Source organism: Chloroflexus sp. MS-CIW-1 (assembly GCF_030444705.1).
Taxonomy (GTDB): Bacteria; Chloroflexota; Chloroflexia; order Chloroflexales; family Chloroflexaceae; genus Chloroflexus.
Genome location: NZ_JAUBWR010000001.1, coordinates 1,084,675 through 1,100,599 on the forward strand (window position 1 = coordinate 1,084,675; position 15,925 = coordinate 1,100,599).

The 15,925-nt window shown below is 54.1% G+C and carries 11 protein-coding genes; 5 read left to right on the forward strand and 6 right to left on the reverse strand.

Going from position 1 to position 15,925, the window contains the following annotated elements:
- Nucleotides 1-51: 51 nt before the first annotated feature.
- Nucleotides 52-2,451 (reverse strand): response regulator, encoded by a 2,400-nt coding sequence (locus tag QTO31_RS04295; RefSeq protein ID WP_301428201.1) that lies wholly within the window; start codon nucleotides 2,449-2,451, stop codon nucleotides 52-54.
- A 133-nt stretch (nucleotides 2,452-2,584) separates the two neighbouring features.
- Here QTO31_RS04295 and QTO31_RS04300 point away from each other — a divergent pair, with 133 nt between their 5' ends.
- From QTO31_RS04300 to QTO31_RS04310, 3 genes are all read left to right on the forward strand, one after another.
- Nucleotides 2,585-3,559: a carbohydrate kinase family protein gene (locus QTO31_RS04300; protein WP_031459769.1), complete on the forward strand. Its 975-nt coding sequence runs from the start codon at nucleotides 2,585-2,587 to the stop codon at nucleotides 3,557-3,559.
- A 20-nt stretch (nucleotides 3,560-3,579) separates the two neighbouring features.
- Entirely contained in the window at nucleotides 3,580-4,434 is an 855-nt protein-coding gene (locus QTO31_RS04305) for a BtpA/SgcQ family protein (protein ID WP_301428202.1), read from the forward strand.
- A 434-nt stretch (nucleotides 4,435-4,868) separates the two neighbouring features.
- Nucleotides 4,869-5,651 carry a hypothetical protein gene (locus QTO31_RS04310; protein WP_301428203.1) on the forward strand — a complete coding sequence of 261 codons (783 nt, stop codon included), beginning with the start codon at nucleotides 4,869-4,871 and terminating at the stop codon, nucleotides 5,649-5,651.
- 353 nt (nucleotides 5,652-6,004) lie between these two features.
- Here QTO31_RS04310 and glnA read toward each other — a convergent pair whose 3' ends face one another.
- Entirely contained in the window at nucleotides 6,005-7,426 is a 1,422-nt protein-coding gene (gene glnA, locus QTO31_RS04315; RefSeq protein WP_031459772.1) for a type I glutamate--ammonia ligase, read from the reverse strand.
- A gap of 488 nt (nucleotides 7,427-7,914) precedes the next feature.
- The gene (gene gyrA, locus QTO31_RS04320) at nucleotides 7,915-10,386 is read right to left on the reverse strand and encodes a DNA gyrase subunit A (protein ID WP_301428204.1); all 2,472 of its coding nucleotides are present in this window, start codon (nucleotides 10,384-10,386) and stop codon (nucleotides 7,915-7,917) included.
- A 162-nt stretch (nucleotides 10,387-10,548) separates the two neighbouring features.
- On the opposite strand from gyrA, the gene QTO31_RS04325 reads away from it, so the two are divergent.
- Both QTO31_RS04325 and QTO31_RS04330 read left to right on the forward strand, forming a co-directional pair.
- On the forward strand, nucleotides 10,549-12,630 hold the full coding sequence (locus QTO31_RS04325; protein WP_301428205.1) for a thioredoxin domain-containing protein: 2,082 nt from the start codon (nucleotides 10,549-10,551) through the stop codon (nucleotides 12,628-12,630).
- Between the two features lie 153 nt (nucleotides 12,631-12,783).
- Nucleotides 12,784-14,088 (forward strand): glycosyltransferase family 4 protein, encoded by a 1,305-nt coding sequence (locus QTO31_RS04330; protein WP_301428206.1) that lies wholly within the window; start codon nucleotides 12,784-12,786, stop codon nucleotides 14,086-14,088.
- Here the strand turns inward: QTO31_RS04330 and QTO31_RS04335 are convergent.
- From QTO31_RS04335 to QTO31_RS04345, 3 genes are read right to left on the reverse strand one after another with little or no spacing between them, the layout of a single operon-like run.
- Nucleotides 14,040-14,600 carry a GNAT family N-acetyltransferase gene (locus QTO31_RS04335; protein WP_301428207.1) on the reverse strand — a complete coding sequence of 187 codons (561 nt, stop codon included), beginning with the start codon at nucleotides 14,598-14,600 and terminating at the stop codon, nucleotides 14,040-14,042. The genes QTO31_RS04330 and QTO31_RS04335 overlap by 49 nt on opposite strands.
- 38 nt (nucleotides 14,601-14,638) lie before the next feature.
- Nucleotides 14,639-15,613, reverse strand: a complete 975-nt coding sequence (rsgA, locus tag QTO31_RS04340) for a ribosome small subunit-dependent GTPase A (RefSeq protein ID WP_051871134.1) — start codon at nucleotides 15,611-15,613, stop codon at nucleotides 14,639-14,641.
- Nucleotides 15,610-15,870 carry a hypothetical protein gene (locus QTO31_RS04345; RefSeq protein ID WP_236631207.1) on the reverse strand — a complete coding sequence of 87 codons (261 nt, stop codon included), beginning with the start codon at nucleotides 15,868-15,870 and terminating at the stop codon, nucleotides 15,610-15,612. The genes rsgA and QTO31_RS04345 overlap by 4 nt, the downstream gene beginning before the upstream one ends.
- Nucleotides 15,871-15,925: the final 55 nt, after the last annotated feature.

Sequence of the window (15,925 nt, forward strand, 5' to 3'; positions counted from 1 at the left end):
TGCCCACCTGTCGAATCTTACCATAGGACAATCAGGCGGTGCTGAGAAGAATCAATCCGTTCGCCGGGGAGGGAGATTACGCAACAGTTCAGCCAGTTGCGGAATTGAAAAGGGCTTAGAAAGCAATCTACCGTGTAGTTGCTCTTTCTGATGAGGTTTGAGGGTACTCAGCGTGTCACCACTGATAAAAATGATACGCTCAGCTAGATGCGGATATGAACGCCGAATCTCTTCGCTTAGATCGAAACCGCTCTTCTGGGGCATTCGGAGATCGGTTATCACCAGGTCATACGGATGGGTTGCTAATTCACGAAGCGCAGAATCAACATCGCTCACCACTGTAGTTTGATGACCAAGTTCGCCAAGCAAGCGCTGAAGCATGCGGAGTACTGGTTCCTCGTCATCGACGACCAGTACTCGTTGTTGCGGGCCACTCTCGGCATCAGTCGCTGTCGCTGTCGACGATGGCGTTGGGGCACCAGCCGATGCCTCAACAATCGGGAGGCGAATAAAAACGGTTGTCCCCACCCCTTCGCAACTCTCGATCCAGATTTGCCCCTGATGTTCCTGAATGATGCCGTAGCAGATAGAAAGACCTAAACCGGTACCCTGACCGACCGGCTTGGTCGTAAAGAATGGATTAAACACCTTATCGAGATATTGAGCAGGAATACCAATACCGTTATCAGAGATAGAAACTTCAATATACCGACCATCAGCCGCTTCGTAACGTCTGGTACGTATCGTCAGAATACCCGAACCACGCTCGTTCATAGCCTGACGGGCATTGGTGATCAGATTGAGTAACACTTGCTGTAATTGATGGGGATCGGCAACCGTCGATGGTAATTCAGGATCGAGATCGAGTTGAACCGTAATATTATCAACGCGCAACTGATAAGCTTGCAGGGCCAATGTACTCTGGATGACTTCGTTGATCTGAGTTGCCAGACGTTCAGGTTGATGTTCACGGGCAAACATCAGCAAATTCCGCACGATACGCCCAGCACGCTCGGCCTGTTGCCGGATCTGTTCAAGATCGGCGCGAATCTCCTCGTTGAGTGTGCGATTGCGCAGCAGTAATTGGGCATAGCCTGAAATACTCGTCAGCGGATTATTAAGCTCATGGGCTACACCGGCTACCAGTTGACCAAGCGCCGACAATTTATCAGACTGAATAAGCTGTTGTTCCAACCGCCGACGCTCAGTCAGATCACGCCCAATACAGACAATCATCGGTTGATCGTTAGCATCAAGCCGCTGAGCGTTTAGCTCAACCGTTGCCAACTCATACGCTGTCCGCTGCAACGAGATGGTGAATGGTGGCTGGGGCAACCCTTGTGCAACACGCTGTAGTGCCTGAGCAATTGTCGGCCATTCCTGTGGTAAACACCAACGCTGTAACGGATGACCGACCAAATCATCAGGCGTCATGGCAAGAATCTGCGCGCTACGCTGGTTACCGCTGATGATTCGCCAATTGGTATCGAGGAGCAACACCATATCAGACGCATTAGCAAAGATTGTTCGATAACGCGCCTCGCTACTCTGAACTGCCTGATACAGTCGCGAGTTTTCAAGTGCAATTGCTGCGTAGTCGGCCAGCGCAGCCAGTAAATACTGGTCACTATCACTGAAAGCTCGAGTACTCCGCCGATTATTGACCACCAGCACACCGATAATCCGATCACCTACTTGCAACGGTGTCTGCAACGTCGCCTGCACAACCATGGTCGCCGTAATGGCAATCGGTTCGTCGGTCATTCCTCGATGCAAGCGCAACGATTTACCACTCCGCACCACCTGACCGACAAGCGAATCGGCGACTGGAAGACGCAGCCGGTCAAGCGACTCCACTGCTACATTCCGCAGGGCGAGCGGTATCAATTCATGCTTTTGCTCGACATACTGAAAGAGTATCCCTTCATCGGCCTGCGTCATGTACACTGCTGCTTCGACGATTCGATCAAGCAGTTGACGCTGATCCATCAATGTCGTCACCGACTTACCAACGCGAGTCAAAACGGTCAACTCTTGCACGCGCTGCTGCAAGAGCTGGAGTAAGCGATCACGTTCCCGTTGCAAACGACGTTCCCGCAACGCCTGATCGATAACTTCACGGGCTTCGTTATCGGAAAACGGCTTGATCAAGTAATTACGAGCACCGAGCCGAAATGCCTCAACGGCTATCATCTCGGAACCGTGGGCAGTCATCAAAATAACCGGAACATCAATCCCTTCTTGTGTTAAGATGCGTAGAAAATCAAGCCCGTTCATATCGGGCAGTTGGAGATCGAGCAAGATCAAATCTGGCAAACGAGCGCGCAACCGTTCAAGACCGCTCTTCGCAGTAAGCGCAATTGCCGCTCGATAGCCAAGTTCTGGAAGCACCGTCTGCGCCAGCATCCGGCTGACGTGCTCGCTATCATCAATAACAAGGATCTCTTCCATGGTGAAGAGCCTGAGTGTATCTTAGTACGAATTAGGACGTCGGTTTGGTGATAATTAGCAAGTTTCAACAGCCGACTCTAGGGTAAAATTGTACACGGAAGCTACGCTTACTGCAACCTTGTAAAGGATAACCATGGAAGCGGAGACACGGCGAGTTGTCACGACGCTCGGTGATATTAATGTCGATCTCGGCTTTTTGTTGCCGCACTTTCCCCGCGAAGGCGACGACAACCCGGCAATGGCCGTTCATTGGGGTGGGGGAGGTGCCGGGCTGAACATGGCAGTGGCAGCCGGGCGGCTGGGTGCAATCCCGTATGTTATTGGTCGGGTGGGTAACGATCTGGCCGGCTCATTTGCATTGCAGATAGCACGTATGCATGGGGTGCAGGTCAGCGCTGTACAGGTTGATCCTGGTGCAACCACTGGCTTGTGCGGCGTGATTGTTACTCCTGGCGGGCAGCGTAGCTTTCTCAGCTTTCGTGGAGCCAACGTCTTCTGTGACACATCGACCATTACCCCGTCATTGATCCGCTCAAGCCGATTACTGCTGGTTGGCGCCCATGCATTGCTTGACGATCCACAGCGCTCAACCGCACTACAGGTAATGGAGATGGCGATTGAGCAGGGGTGTCCAATCGTTCTTGATCTTTGCTTACCGGCAATTCGAGTCGCACGCCGCTTGATCGTTCGTCTCTTACCACAGTTGTGGTTGCTAACGATGAATGAAGACGAATTGCGGGTACTATTACCAGGACAAAGCATCGCCCAGGCCATCGATAGTTTAATTGGGGCCGGCGTCCACCACGTGGCCATTAAACGTGGTGCCCAGGGGTGCAGTGTCGCCAACAACGAGGGGCGACGGCTTGATGTCCTACCTCCTGCCGTGCCAGTCGTGGATACAACCGCGTGTGGTGATGCGTTTAGTGCGGCGTATGCGTGGGGTCTGACTCACGGTCTCGATCTCTCGCAAAGTGCGACACTCGCGAATCTTGTCGCTGCCCTGACTGCCACTCGTCACGGTGCTGTGGAAGCAATTCCTGCTACCGATGAGATTCGTAATCGATTGAGCGACACGATTGTCAATCGACTCTGGCCATCTGGCTCATAGGTAAAGTAAGGAGCTTGTTGATGCCACCACTCTGGAAAGAACAACTTGATCGCTGGCGATTACGCGATCTCCGCGAAATCTTTCGTACTGCCAAGCCGATTATCGGGATGGTCCACTGTTGGCCATTACCCGGTGCCCCTGGCTATACCGGTTACGGAATGCAAACCATTATTGATCACGCCATCCGTGATGCCGAAGCACTGGCTGAAGGTGGATGCGACGGGTTGATCGTCGAAAATATGTGGGATATTCCCTTTCGAGCTGGCCCACACGTGCAACCAGAGAGTATTGCCGCACAGGCGGTCGTAGCCTACGCTGTGCGCCAGGCTGTCCCCGAATTACCGCTCGGTATCAATCTGGTTCACAACGGTGGGGTATCTCTGTTGGGAATTGCGATTGCTGCTGGTGCCAGCTTTATTCGCGTCTGTATGTTCACCGGTGCCGGAGTCTGGGATGCCGGCAGTTGGGATGAAGGCTGCGCTGCCGATCTGATGCGCCGACGCAAGGAGTTGCATGCAGAGTCGATCAAGATTTTTGCCGATGTAGATAAAAAACATTCAGTCCGCTTTCCGGGTATCGATCTGGCAACACACATCGAATGGACGCGCTTTTTCGGCGCCGATGCGCTTATTATATCCGGTCGGATGACCGGTGATGCGCCGGACATCGCCAAAGTAAAACAGGCCCGAACACTGGCCGGTGATACCCCCATCCTCCTCGGTAGCGGCACCAACGAACAGAATATTGCCGCTTTTATGCAGGTGGCTGATGGTGTCATTGTAGGCAGTAGCATCAAACAGGATGGTGATATTGCTAATCCGGTTGATGTTGCGCGAGTACGGCGATTTGTCGCAGCGGCTCGTCAGAGCGGATAGGGTGCGTCAGAGGAATAAGGATAGCCCATCTCCGGCAGAGCACTGCCATTCGGGGCGGCTGAATAGTACTTTTGGACTATTTGTCAATAGTACCATTCTCAATGCGCGATAGGACTATCACCCTATTGCGGGGATGGCTGTTACCAGCTATGATGAGGAAGGACGGTAAAATATTTTCACATTTTGCTTCTACCGTTCCGTTTGTTCAGGCTGTTAGCAGGCGTGGCAAGGTATAGCTACCGTCAACCTATCATTTAGCTAACGTTCTACCTTCAATCAGCCAGACATTGTTGCACCGTTCTTACCTGTAGACTCTTGCTACGACAAAGAGATTTTCATCTTACAGTACGTTGTTCGGTAAATCAATCAACAGCCTGAACAAATTACACACCCCGCTTGTTTGCGGGGTGTTTTATTTGGGAAAGGAATGAACAATGAGCGTGGTTCTGGCGGCCACTCATCATGACCCCGATGGACGACTCTACCAACAGATGGTGCGCACCTTTACAGCACTGAAACTGTACTTTGATGGGATCGCGGTGCTGCTCACGCCCACCAGTGTGCCAATGACGCGATCCTGGCTGGAACGGGCGGAAATTGCGCTGAAGGTAGCGCCGATGAACGAACCAATTGGTCATTTACATCTTGGGCGCTGGCGACGTGGGGCAGTCGAGGTAGCATTACAGGCATTTCCTACTGCCGAGTGGTTCTTGTTTTGTGATCTTGATCGAGTTCTGCACTGGATCGAATACTGGCCTGATGAACTGCGCATCATGCTCGATGATCTGTCGGCAGCCGATGTGACGGTCTTTGGACGCACGCCAAGGGCACTCGCCACTCATCCACAAGCGCAGGTCGCCACCGAATCGTTGGTGAATGAGGTTTTTCGCCGCACTACCGGACAAGCCTGGGATGTGATGGCCGCTGCCCGTGGCTTATCGCGACGCGCCGCAACACTAATTACCACCGCCAGTCGTGATGATAGTATTGGCGCCGATTGCACCTGGCTGTTACTGGCCCAACAGTCAGGTCTGACGCTGACGTACCGTGCGACAGAGGGGTTAGAATTCGAGACCCTAGATCGCTATACTGATGAGGTGGCTGTCTTGGGGAGTGCGCAGGCGTGGCGCGATCGATTTGATGCCGATCCAAGGAATTGGTTGATGCGGATCGATCTGGCACGGACTGCAATTGCGGCGCTGATTGAAAACAGGTGATGGAGCCGCTAGGGGTGTGATACCGTGAGGACGCGGCGATGCCTCGGTTCCGGCCATACGCCGCCTCACGCGGGCCAGAGGCCCGCGCACCCAGCTAACCACAGACCGATCTGCTGAAGACGGAATTAGGGGCCGTTGTGGCCTGAGGCCCGCGCACCCCAGGTGGGAGGAATGGGATGGAGATGCACCAACTGATAGGCTCCGGCCATACGCCGCCTCACGCGGGCCAGAGGCCCGCGCACCCAGCTAACCACAGAACCTTGCGTCGTATCGCTCCGTTCGTTCACCGGTAAGGAGCCAGTGTAGCATCAGAGGGCGGAATTTCTGAAAACCCCTGTGCTAAACACCTATTTTTAGGCATCGTAGTACATCATAAACTCGTAAGGATGGGGCCGCAGAGCTAGACCAACAGCCTCTTTGCGCTTGGCTTCGATGTATGTCTCTAGCAGATCGGTGGTAAAGACATTACCTTTGAGCAAGAAGTGATAATCTTGTTCAAGAGCATCGAGCGCTTCGGTCAGTGATCCGGGCGTACTGCGAATATCCCCCTTCTCTTCAGGTGACAGCTCGTAGATGTCTACGTCGAGTGGTGGTGGCGGTTCGATCTTGTTCTGGATACCGTCGAGACCGGCCAACAACATTGCAGAAAAGGCCAGGTAGGGGTTACACATCGCATCAGGCGCTCGGAACTCAATACGGCGTGCTTTCGGCGATGAACTGTAGGTCGGGATACGGATGGCCGCCGAGCGGTTACGCATTGAATAGACTAGATTGATCGGCGCCTCGAAGCCCGGTACCAGACGGCGGTAGCTATTGGTGGTCGGGGCACAGATTGCCAGTAATGCTGGTGCGTGCTTGAGAATACCACCGATGTAATACTGCGCTGTCTTCGACAACAGCGCATATTGGGTCTCATCGAAGAAGAGGGGTTCACCATCTTTCCACAGGCTTTGGTGCGTGTGCATGCCTGAACCGTTATCGCCAAAGATCGGTTTGGGCATAAAGGTAGCACTGTAGCCGTGAGCACGTGCGACATTGCGGACAATGTACTTGTATTTCTGTACCTTGTCGGCCATATTGACCAGCGAGTCAAAACGCATGTCGATTTCGCACTGACCGGCAGTTGCTACCTCGTGATGGTGCAGCTCAATTTCGATCCCGATTTCCATCATTTTCAGAATCATTTCCGAGCGAATATCCTGGAGGGTATCGGTGGGAGGTACCGGGAAATACCCCTCTTTGTGACGGATGCGATACCCTTTGTTGCCACCGGGCACCTCAGCACCGGTATTCCAGACCGCTTCCGGGCTGTCGATGTAGTAGAAGCCCTGGTTAGCACTCTGGCCAAAACGAACATCACTGAAGAGGAAGAATTCCGCTTCTGGCCCAAAGTAGGCAGTGTCGGCAATACCCGTTGTCTTCAGGTAAGCTTCCGCCTTCTTTGCCACGGTGCGCGGATCGCGTGTGTAGGGCTGGCGAGTAATGGGATCGATAATATCACAAATGAGTACCAGGGTCGGTACGCTGAGGGTCGGATCAATGAACGCTGTTGACGGATCGGGCACCATCAGCATATCGCTCTCGTTGATCGCCTGAAAGCCCTTAATTGACGACCCATCGAAGCCCAGGCCCTCGCGGATCATATCTTCGGTTAAGCGAGACGCTGGCAGTGAATAGTGCTGCCACCCGCCGAAAAGATCGGTAAAACGGGTGTCAACAATCTGAATTCCTTTGGCTTTGATCAGTTCGATTACGCCTTTTGCATCCATCGCCATGAGAGTCTACTCCTTGCTTTACTAGAACGAACGCGGTCCCTAGAACGAACATGGTCCTTAAACAGGGAACGACGCCGTGGCATGTATATGACCAGCGGCGTCGTATTCCTTACTGTTAATGGTTTGGGAAGCAGATGATTCGCGACAAGCGTGGCAGGCAACAGACCTGGTATGTAACCGAATTCTTCCGACAAAACGCAACACTGCTGAAGTCGAAACGAAAACGGTTTCTCAAGCCACCCCAATGTTGGCCATTGCGCCTACGCAGGCAGCGTGCAACATCTGCACCTATCTTTAGTGTACTAACTGAGGATGGGTATTGCTACGGTAAGAGGGTACAATCCTTGCGCTAAGAGGATTGGATGCTTTGTCTAAAGGAGGTCTAAACTGCTCCAACAACCTGGTTGTACGGCTAGAAACCATCGTTTGCCACATCAGTAGGGGCGGGTTGTGAACCCGCCCCTCGCTGACACGGCATCTTTTCGACTTCACGACAGCGGATCAATCAACGTTGGCGGCTTGTCGTTGCCATTCCCATTCTCTTCAGGGTCTTCAACTGACAGAGCAGCAACCCGATCACCGGTGGCCACATTCACTAGCGTTACTCCCTGGGTTGCCCGCCCAAGCCGCGAAACCTCGCTGGCGCTGATGCGCATGACCATACCGCTAGTGGTGATGAAGGTAAGCAACGAATGATCGTGCACGACCGCAGCAGCCGCAACCTCATCTTCGTTGCGAAGCCTGATAGAAATCACCCCACCAGTCGCCCGGCCCTTGACCGGATACTCAGAGAGAGCGGTACGCTTGCCGATCCCACGAGCAGTGACCACCAGCAGATCGGCGCCTTCTTCAGCCAGATCCATGCTGACCACGCGATCACCCTCGGCCAAATTAATACCGATCACGCCGGTTGCTGGACGACCCATCGGTCGCACTTCACTCTGCTCGAAACGGAGCGTCTGACCACGAGCCGTAGTTAGTAAGATGTCTTCGTGGCCGTGACTGACACGAACCCATCCCAATACATCGCCCTCTTCAAGGCCGATGGCAATCAGACCGTTCGAGCGTACTTGGCTATATTCACGCAACTGCGTTCGCTTGATCTTGCCGCGTACCGTCGCCATTACCAGATACTCAGCATCAAACTCACGCACGGCCAGCATCGAAGTAACTTGCTCACCCGGTTCGAGTGACACCAGGTTGACCAGGGGTAACCCTTTGGCAGTCCGTGAACTATCAGGAACTTCATGCGCCTTCAGTTGATACACTTTTCCACGGTCGGTAAAAAAGAGCAGGTTGTCGAGCGAATTACAGGTGAGCAGGTGGCGCACGATGTCTTGTTCACGGGTGAGCATCCCCTTAATTCCCCGACCACCACGACGCTGAGTACGGTAGACATCGGGCAACTGGCGTTTGATATAGCCCCGGTCGGTCAGCGTGATCATCACCCGCACGTCGGGAATCAGATCTTCATCACTCACTTCGCCGGTCACATCGGGAATAATGCGTGTGCGCCGTGGATCACCATATTTTTCCTTAAGACGGGTGAGGTCTTGCTGGATGAGATGTAACACCTTCCGTGGATTAGCCAGAATATCTTCCAGCTCGGAGATGAGCTTGATCACCTCTTGATACTCATCCTCGATCTTCTTGCGTTCAAGTGCAGCGAGACGACGCAGTTGCAGATCAAGGATCGCCTGTGCCTGTCGTTCGGTGAGCGAGAAGTTACTCATCAGATTATTCCGTGCGCTCTCGGCAGTCCGTGAGTCGCGGATGGTCTGAATGATCGCGTCTAGATTATCGAGCGCAATCTTCAACCCTTCCAGGATATGAGCACGTTCACGGGCACGGGCCAGATCGAACTCAGTGCGTCGGCGAATCACCTCTTGCCGGTGGGTGATGTACTCTTGCAGCAACCGTTTGAGAGTCAGCACGCGAGGCTGGCGGCCATGCTCAACGAGTGCCAACATGTTAATCCCAAAGGTGGTTTGCATCTGGGTATGCTTATAAAGTGCGTTAAGCACCTTCTTCGGTTGAGCATCTTGTTTCAGCAAAATGACCAGCCGCATACCGTTGCGGTCACTCTCATCGCGGACATCGCGAATCCCCTCGATCTTTCGATCCTTGACCAACTCGGCAATACGCTCCTGGAGACGTGCTTTGTTGACCTGGTAGGGAAGTTCGGTAACCACGATCATGAAAGCCCCACGTCCGGCCTCTTCGATGTGGGTTTTTGCCCGTAACGTGATCTGGCCGCGACCGGTACTGTAAGCAGCTAGAATGCCCTCGGTGCCCAAGATAAGGCCGGCGGTCGGAAAGTCTGGACCGGGAATAATCTTCATTAACTCCTCAACCGTGGCATCTGGATGATCGATCAGGTAACTGATCGCATCACAGAGTTCATTGAGGTTGTGTGGCGGGATATTCGTTGCCATGCCAACGGCAATCCCAGAGGCACCGTTAAGAAGTAAATTGGGCAAAATTGCCGGCAAGACGACCGGTTCGCGGTAGCTGCCGTCGAAATTATCACGAAAATCGACCGTATCTTTCTCAATCTCACTCAACAACTCTTCAGCAATAGGCGCTAAACGGGCCTCGGTATATCGCATAGCGGCAGGAGGATCGCCGTCGATTGAGCCAAAATTCCCCTGACCGTCGATAAGCGGGTAGCGCATACTCCACGGCTGCGCCATACGGGCCAGGGCATCGTAGACAGCACTGTCGCCATGAGGGTGCATCTTACCGAGTACATCACCGACAATACGGGCACTCTTTTTGTAGGGCTGATTGCTTCGGAAGCCCATATCCCACATACCGTAGAGAATGCGGCGTTGTACCGGTTTTAAGCCGTCGCGTGCATCAGGCAGGGCACGCGAAACGATGACGCTCATCGCGTAACTGAGGTAGGCCGTCCGCATCTCGTTGGTAATGCTGACGGGCCGAACGATGCCGATTTCCATTGTTTGCTCCGTTAGATTGGTTTTAGCGCATTCTTATGCGATGTTCGCCATTTGACATTATACCCGATCCGTGAGGTTCTGTCCAATAAAAGTCGAAAATTTGTTCGACACCGACGACTATGTTACAATTCTGACAGGAACATCTATCAAAAAGGAGGAGGCATGAGTGCCGGATCACGTCCCTTGAATCGACTGGCACACGAATCCAGTCCGTATCTGCAACAGCACGCCGATAATCCGGTTGACTGGTACCCGTGGGGAGAAGAGGCGCTTGAGCGCGCCCGCCGTGAAGACAAGCCGATCCTGGTCAGTATTGGCTACGCTGCCTGCCATTGGTGCCATGTTATGGCGCATGAAAGTTTTGCCGACCCTGAGATAGCAGCAATTCAAAACGAACATTTTATCAACATTAAGGTTGACCGTGAAGAACGACCCGATCTTGATGCCATTTATATGGCAGCAGCACAAGCTCTGACCGGACGTGGTGGCTGGCCGCTCAATGTCTTTTGTCTACCTGATGGGACACCGTTCTACGCCGGCACCTATTTTCCTCCTGACGCAAAGGCAGCACGGTACCGGATGCCCAGTTGGCGACAGGTGTTACTCTCAATTGCCGAAGCCTATCGCTCCCGGCGCGCCGAGGTGACAGCGTCAGCCCACGAGCTGCTTGATCATATTAAACTCCTGGCCCGTCCACTTCCAGAGACTGCCCCGCTCGATGAGGCGTTGCTGACCACCGCTGCTGCTCAGATTGGGCGTGAGTTTGATCACCAGTACGGTGGTTTTGGTGACGCGCCTAAGTTTCCCCAGCCGTTGATACTTGAGTTTTTATTACGTGCCCACCTGCGCGGTGATGTTCAGGCTCTGCCGATGCTCCACCAGACGCTCGAGCAGATGGCACGCGGTGGGATGTATGATCAGGTTGGGGGAGGGTTTCACCGCTATAGTGTTGATGACCGCTGGCTGGTACCACATTTTGAGAAGATGCTCTACGATAACGCGCTGTTGGCCGAGATCTACCACCTGGCGGCGCTGGTTACCGGTGATCCGTTCCTCGCCCGCATTGCCGACGAGACCTTCGCCTATCTCCTGCGCGATCTACGCCATCCTGATGGTGCATTCTTTAGCAGCGAGGATGCCGATAGCTTACCGATAGCAGGGGCTGCCCATGCCGAGGAAGGTGCGTTTTATGTCTGGACGCCTGATGAATTGCGTATCGCTCTCGGCGACGATGCAACGCTGGTTGGCGCCTATTATGGGGTAACGCGCCAGGGAAATTTTGAAGGTCGCTCGATTTTACACGTGCCACGTCCGGCAGCCGCAGTCGCGGCGATGCTCGGTGTGTCGGTCAAGCGGTTGGAGGAGACGGTAGCACGTGCACGTCCACTCTTGCGTGCTTTCCGCGAGCGACGACCACGCCCATTTCGTGATGAAAAGATTATTACCGCCTGGAATGCACTGGCGATCCGGGCACTGGCGGTCGCGAGTGCGCGAGTACCGGAATATCTGGGGTTTGCCCGCCAGTGCGTCGATTTTCTCTTGACAAATCTGCGGCGTGCTGATGGTCGATTACTACGAAGCTGGAAGGACGGGCGACCGGGGCCGACTGCGTTCCTCGAAGATTATGCACTACTCTGTGATGCGTTGATCGACCTGCATGCGGCCAGTGGTGAAACACAGTATCTGGCAATTGCCGTTGAACTGGCCGATGCGCTGCTCGATCTCTTTTGGGATGATCAGGCTGGAATGTTCTTCGACACTGGTTGCGATCAACCAGCATTGGTAACTCGTCCACGTGATCTGAGCGACAACGCAACACCTTCGGGTTCATCGGCAGCGGCCTACGCATTGTTGCGGCTCTACGCAATAACCGGGCGAGAGCTGTATGCAACCCGCGCCCGGCACGTACTTGAACAGGCGACGCCTATGTTGAAGCGCTTTCCACTTGGGTTCGGTCGGATGTTATGTGCAGCCGATATTGCGATTGGCCCAACCCGTGAACTGGCAATTATTGGCCCGTCTGATCATCCGCAAACTCAGGCACTGGTTGCGGTGGCCCGTGCGGCATACCGGCCTCGCCTGGTCATTGCACGAGCGATGCCCAATGATCCGATGACGTTGCTCAGCCCCCTGCTCAGCGGACGCACGATGATCGACGGTCGGCCCACCGCCTATCTCTGTGAGCAGTTTGCCTGTCAGTTACCGGTGACAACCCCTGAAGCACTCCAGGCGCAATTGGGTTGAGCAGAGGTATCGGGAAGACGACGAGCAGGGGTTGAGAACCTGCCCCTAACGTGGTGAAGGAAGGTGTCGCGGCCCAGAACCAGAAATTTGTTATGATTATCCAAGCGCCAACAACGATGACCGCTCTTCTGATAGTTAAGGAACCATCGCGGCATGCACATTCTTCACGTCGTTCAACTCTACTGGCCAGCACCAAGCGGAGCAGCGCGTTATTTCCAAGAGATCGGAGCGCGGCTGGTAGCTGAAGGTCATCGGGTTACTGTACTGACGACCGATGCCTTCGATCTTGAACATCTCTGGATGGCCGGAAAACGGCGGATTAGTGAGCCAACCGGTGAGCACGATGGCGTGATGGTTCGACGGTTGGCCGTTCGGCGTGTACCCGCATCGGCCATGCTCTACCCGGTCATTCGGCGGCTAATGGTTGAGTTAGGGCGTGTCGGGCGACCTGCGATCCCCATCCTGCGCCGGTTGGCAACACTGACACCACAACTACCCGATCTGGCGACAGTCCTGAACGATTCAGCACTCGCCGACGTAGATATCGTTCATACTACCAATATCACGCTCGATTTTGCGCTGATCCCGGTTGCATGCTGGGCAGCAGAGCGTGGCATCGCTCACATTTGTACACCCTTTGTTCATTTAGGTGAACCGGGGAGTGAGCAGGTGGTACGTTATTACGCCATGCCGCACCAGATCGCACTCCTCCGACGGGCGACTTGGGTGGCGACAATGACCGACATTGAGCGGGGCTATCTTATCCGACGTGGGGTACCGGCCGACCAGATTGTCACTGTTGGCGCGGGGGTCAACCCAACTGAAGTGACCGGCGGCAATAGAGAGCGTTTTCGGGCAACTCATCACATCCGTGGCCCGATAGTGTTAAGCCTTGGCGTAGCCGCTTTTGACAAAGGTACTGTTCACACACTGGCCGCTATGCGGCGCCTGTGGGCACAGGGAAGCGACGCGGTGTGGGTACAATGTGGGCCAGCCTTTGGCGGATTTACCGATGCGGTGGCAGCATTGCAACCAGCGGAACAGGCACGAGTACGAATACTCGGCTACGTTGATAATGAGACCCGACGTGATGCGCTGGCGGCGGCTGATCTCTACGTGCAGCCATCACGCACCGATAGCTTTGGGATCACGTATCTTGAAGCGTGGTGCAACGGTGTACCGGTTATCGGTGCGCGAGCAGGCGGTGTACCGGCTGTTGTGCGCCACGGTGTCGATGGCTTACTCGTACCGTTTGGCAATGTTACGGTGCTTGCTGACGCGATTGACCGCCTGCTTCGTGATCGGGTGCTGGCACAGGCGTTGGGAGCAGCCGGACGAGCGCGGGTCTGGCGTGAGCTGACCTGGGATGCGGTCTACGAGCGTATTCGCCCCCTTTACACCAACCACTTTCAGCGCCCATTGTCGTTGCGCGTAACCTCCATCAAGATGCGGTCGTAGCGTTGACCATTGAGATGTACTGCACCGTGTAAACGCCCCACCTCACGAAATCCGGCAGCCAGGTATGCACGACGCGCCCGTTCATTAAAACTGTACACCCAGAGACTGATATTATAGAGGTTGAGATACTGAAAACCGTATCCAGTCAGCAACCGCACTGCTTCGCGACCATAGCCATGCCCCCATGCTGCTTTGTCGCCGATAGCAATGCCTAACTCAGCGGTACCGTGTAAAAGATTTATGTTGTGCAGGCTACATGTACCGATCAAGCGCTCAGAGTCCCGCAACACGATGGCAAAGGTACGCTCGTGTTCAATACCGTTGGCCCTTGTCGCAATCCACTGCTGTTCTTGCGCAAGGGTAAAGCTACGTCCCTGCTGACCGAGCAGTGCAGTCAATTCTAGATCAGCAAACCACTGTGCTAACAATACCGCATCTTCAGCAATAATGTGACTCAGAAAGACCTTTGTTCCGGCCAGCACAACTGGACGGGGGGGTAATGAACTATTCATTGAGAAACTCCTGGGCAGTTACGACAGAACTATCGCTTTCACGCATCTTCATCACTATTCATCAAGCGAACGTAGCTCTCGTAGCGAGCTGGTGTAATTTCGCCGCGCTCGACTGCGGCGCGCACTGCACAATGAGGTTCATGGAGATGCCTACAACCGGCAAAGTAGCAATCACCGAGAAACGGCCGAAACTCGCGAAAACACCAGGCAAGGTCGCTAGCCGGTAGATTCCAAAGCCCAATCTCGCGAATTCCCGGCGTGTCGGCGACATAGCCACCACCGGGCAGATTCAGCGGAATCAACTCGGCGACCGTCGTCGTGTGGCGGCCTTTCGACAGACGTTCACTGACTTCACCGGTACGCAGATTCAGGCCGGGTTGAATCGCATTCAGCAGGCTACTCTTACCCACCCCCGACTTGCCGGTTACAACGCTGATCCGTCCGGCCAGACGGCTCCGCAGTTCATCAATACCCACACCAGTGACAATACTGGTATAGACGACAGGGTAGCCAATATGTGCGTATGGAGCAAACATTGCTTCAGCCACGCTGCGCTCGACCAGATCAATCTTGGTTGCGACAATCACAACCGGCAACTCACTATGCTCGCAAATAACCAGGTAACGGTCGAGCATGCGGGGTGTGAAATCAGGTTGGGCACAGGCGAAGACCAGGAGCACCTGATCAACATTGGCAACAATCACATCCTCCTTATACGCACCACGAGACCCGGCAGCACGTCGCGCCAAGCGACTCCGTCGTGGCAGCACCGCTTCGATAGCACCCTGCCCATTTCCTACCGGTTGTACCTCAACCTGATCACCAATGACAACCAAATCGGTTGCCTGACGCTCTTTCTTGAGTCGTCCACGCAAACGACACTCCAGAATACCTTGTTCCGTCTGCACCCAGAAGAAACCACTCTGTGCCCGTAAGACGGACCCAACCAGGCGGTTTGCGCCAGTCGTTGGCGGTGGCTCAACAACAGTAGTGGGTGTAGTTTTACGACTCATCGATCTTCAGCTCCAGCCAATACATAAACAGTCAACACACCAAAAGCTATGCGTATGATACGGTCGATAAACGATGACGATCTCAAACCTTCTGGCGTTGCCGCAGTGATCGCAGGTTGTATTCGATATTTTCGCTCAAGTTTCGGCGGATGATACGATAATGAGCCATCTCGTTCCAGGATGATCACGATAGTTCCCTCCACGTCGGCTGGTAACTGATGTTTTGCGGTATACACGGCGGTATCGTCAATTGACATATCAGTAATCCTTAACCGTTGCCGTGCCGAACAACCATCGCGACGTGGAGGGAAT

Excerpts from the sequence above, each read along its gene's own strand:
- QTO31_RS04345 (WP_236631207.1), bottom strand. The coding sequence starts at position 15,870 with ATGTCAATTGACGATACCGCCGTGTATACCGCAAAACATCAGTTACCA.
- QTO31_RS04305 (WP_301428202.1), top strand. The coding sequence starts at position 3,580 with ATGCCACCACTCTGGAAAGAACAACTTGATCGCTGGCGATTACGCGAT.
- QTO31_RS04330 (WP_301428206.1), top strand. The coding sequence starts at position 12,784 with ATGCACATTCTTCACGTCGTTCAACTCTACTGGCCAGCACCAAGCGGA.
- glnA (WP_031459772.1), bottom strand. The coding sequence starts at position 7,426 with ATGGCGATGGATGCAAAAGGCGTAATCGAACTGATCAAAGCCAAAGGA.
- QTO31_RS04300 (WP_031459769.1), top strand. The coding sequence starts at position 2,585 with ATGGAAGCGGAGACACGGCGAGTTGTCACGACGCTCGGTGATATTAAT.
- QTO31_RS04335 (WP_301428207.1), bottom strand. The coding sequence starts at position 14,600 with ATGAATAGTTCATTACCCCCCCGTCCAGTTGTGCTGGCCGGAACAAAG.
- QTO31_RS04310 (WP_301428203.1), top strand. The coding sequence starts at position 4,869 with ATGAGCGTGGTTCTGGCGGCCACTCATCATGACCCCGATGGACGACTC.
- QTO31_RS04325 (WP_301428205.1), top strand. The coding sequence starts at position 10,549 with ATGAGTGCCGGATCACGTCCCTTGAATCGACTGGCACACGAATCCAGT.
- rsgA (WP_051871134.1), bottom strand. The coding sequence starts at position 15,613 with ATGAGTCGTAAAACTACACCCACTACTGTTGTTGAGCCACCGCCAACG.
- gyrA (WP_301428204.1), bottom strand. The coding sequence starts at position 10,386 with ATGGAAATCGGCATCGTTCGGCCCGTCAGCATTACCAACGAGATGCGG.
- QTO31_RS04295 (WP_301428201.1), bottom strand. The coding sequence starts at position 2,451 with ATGGAAGAGATCCTTGTTATTGATGATAGCGAGCACGTCAGCCGGATG.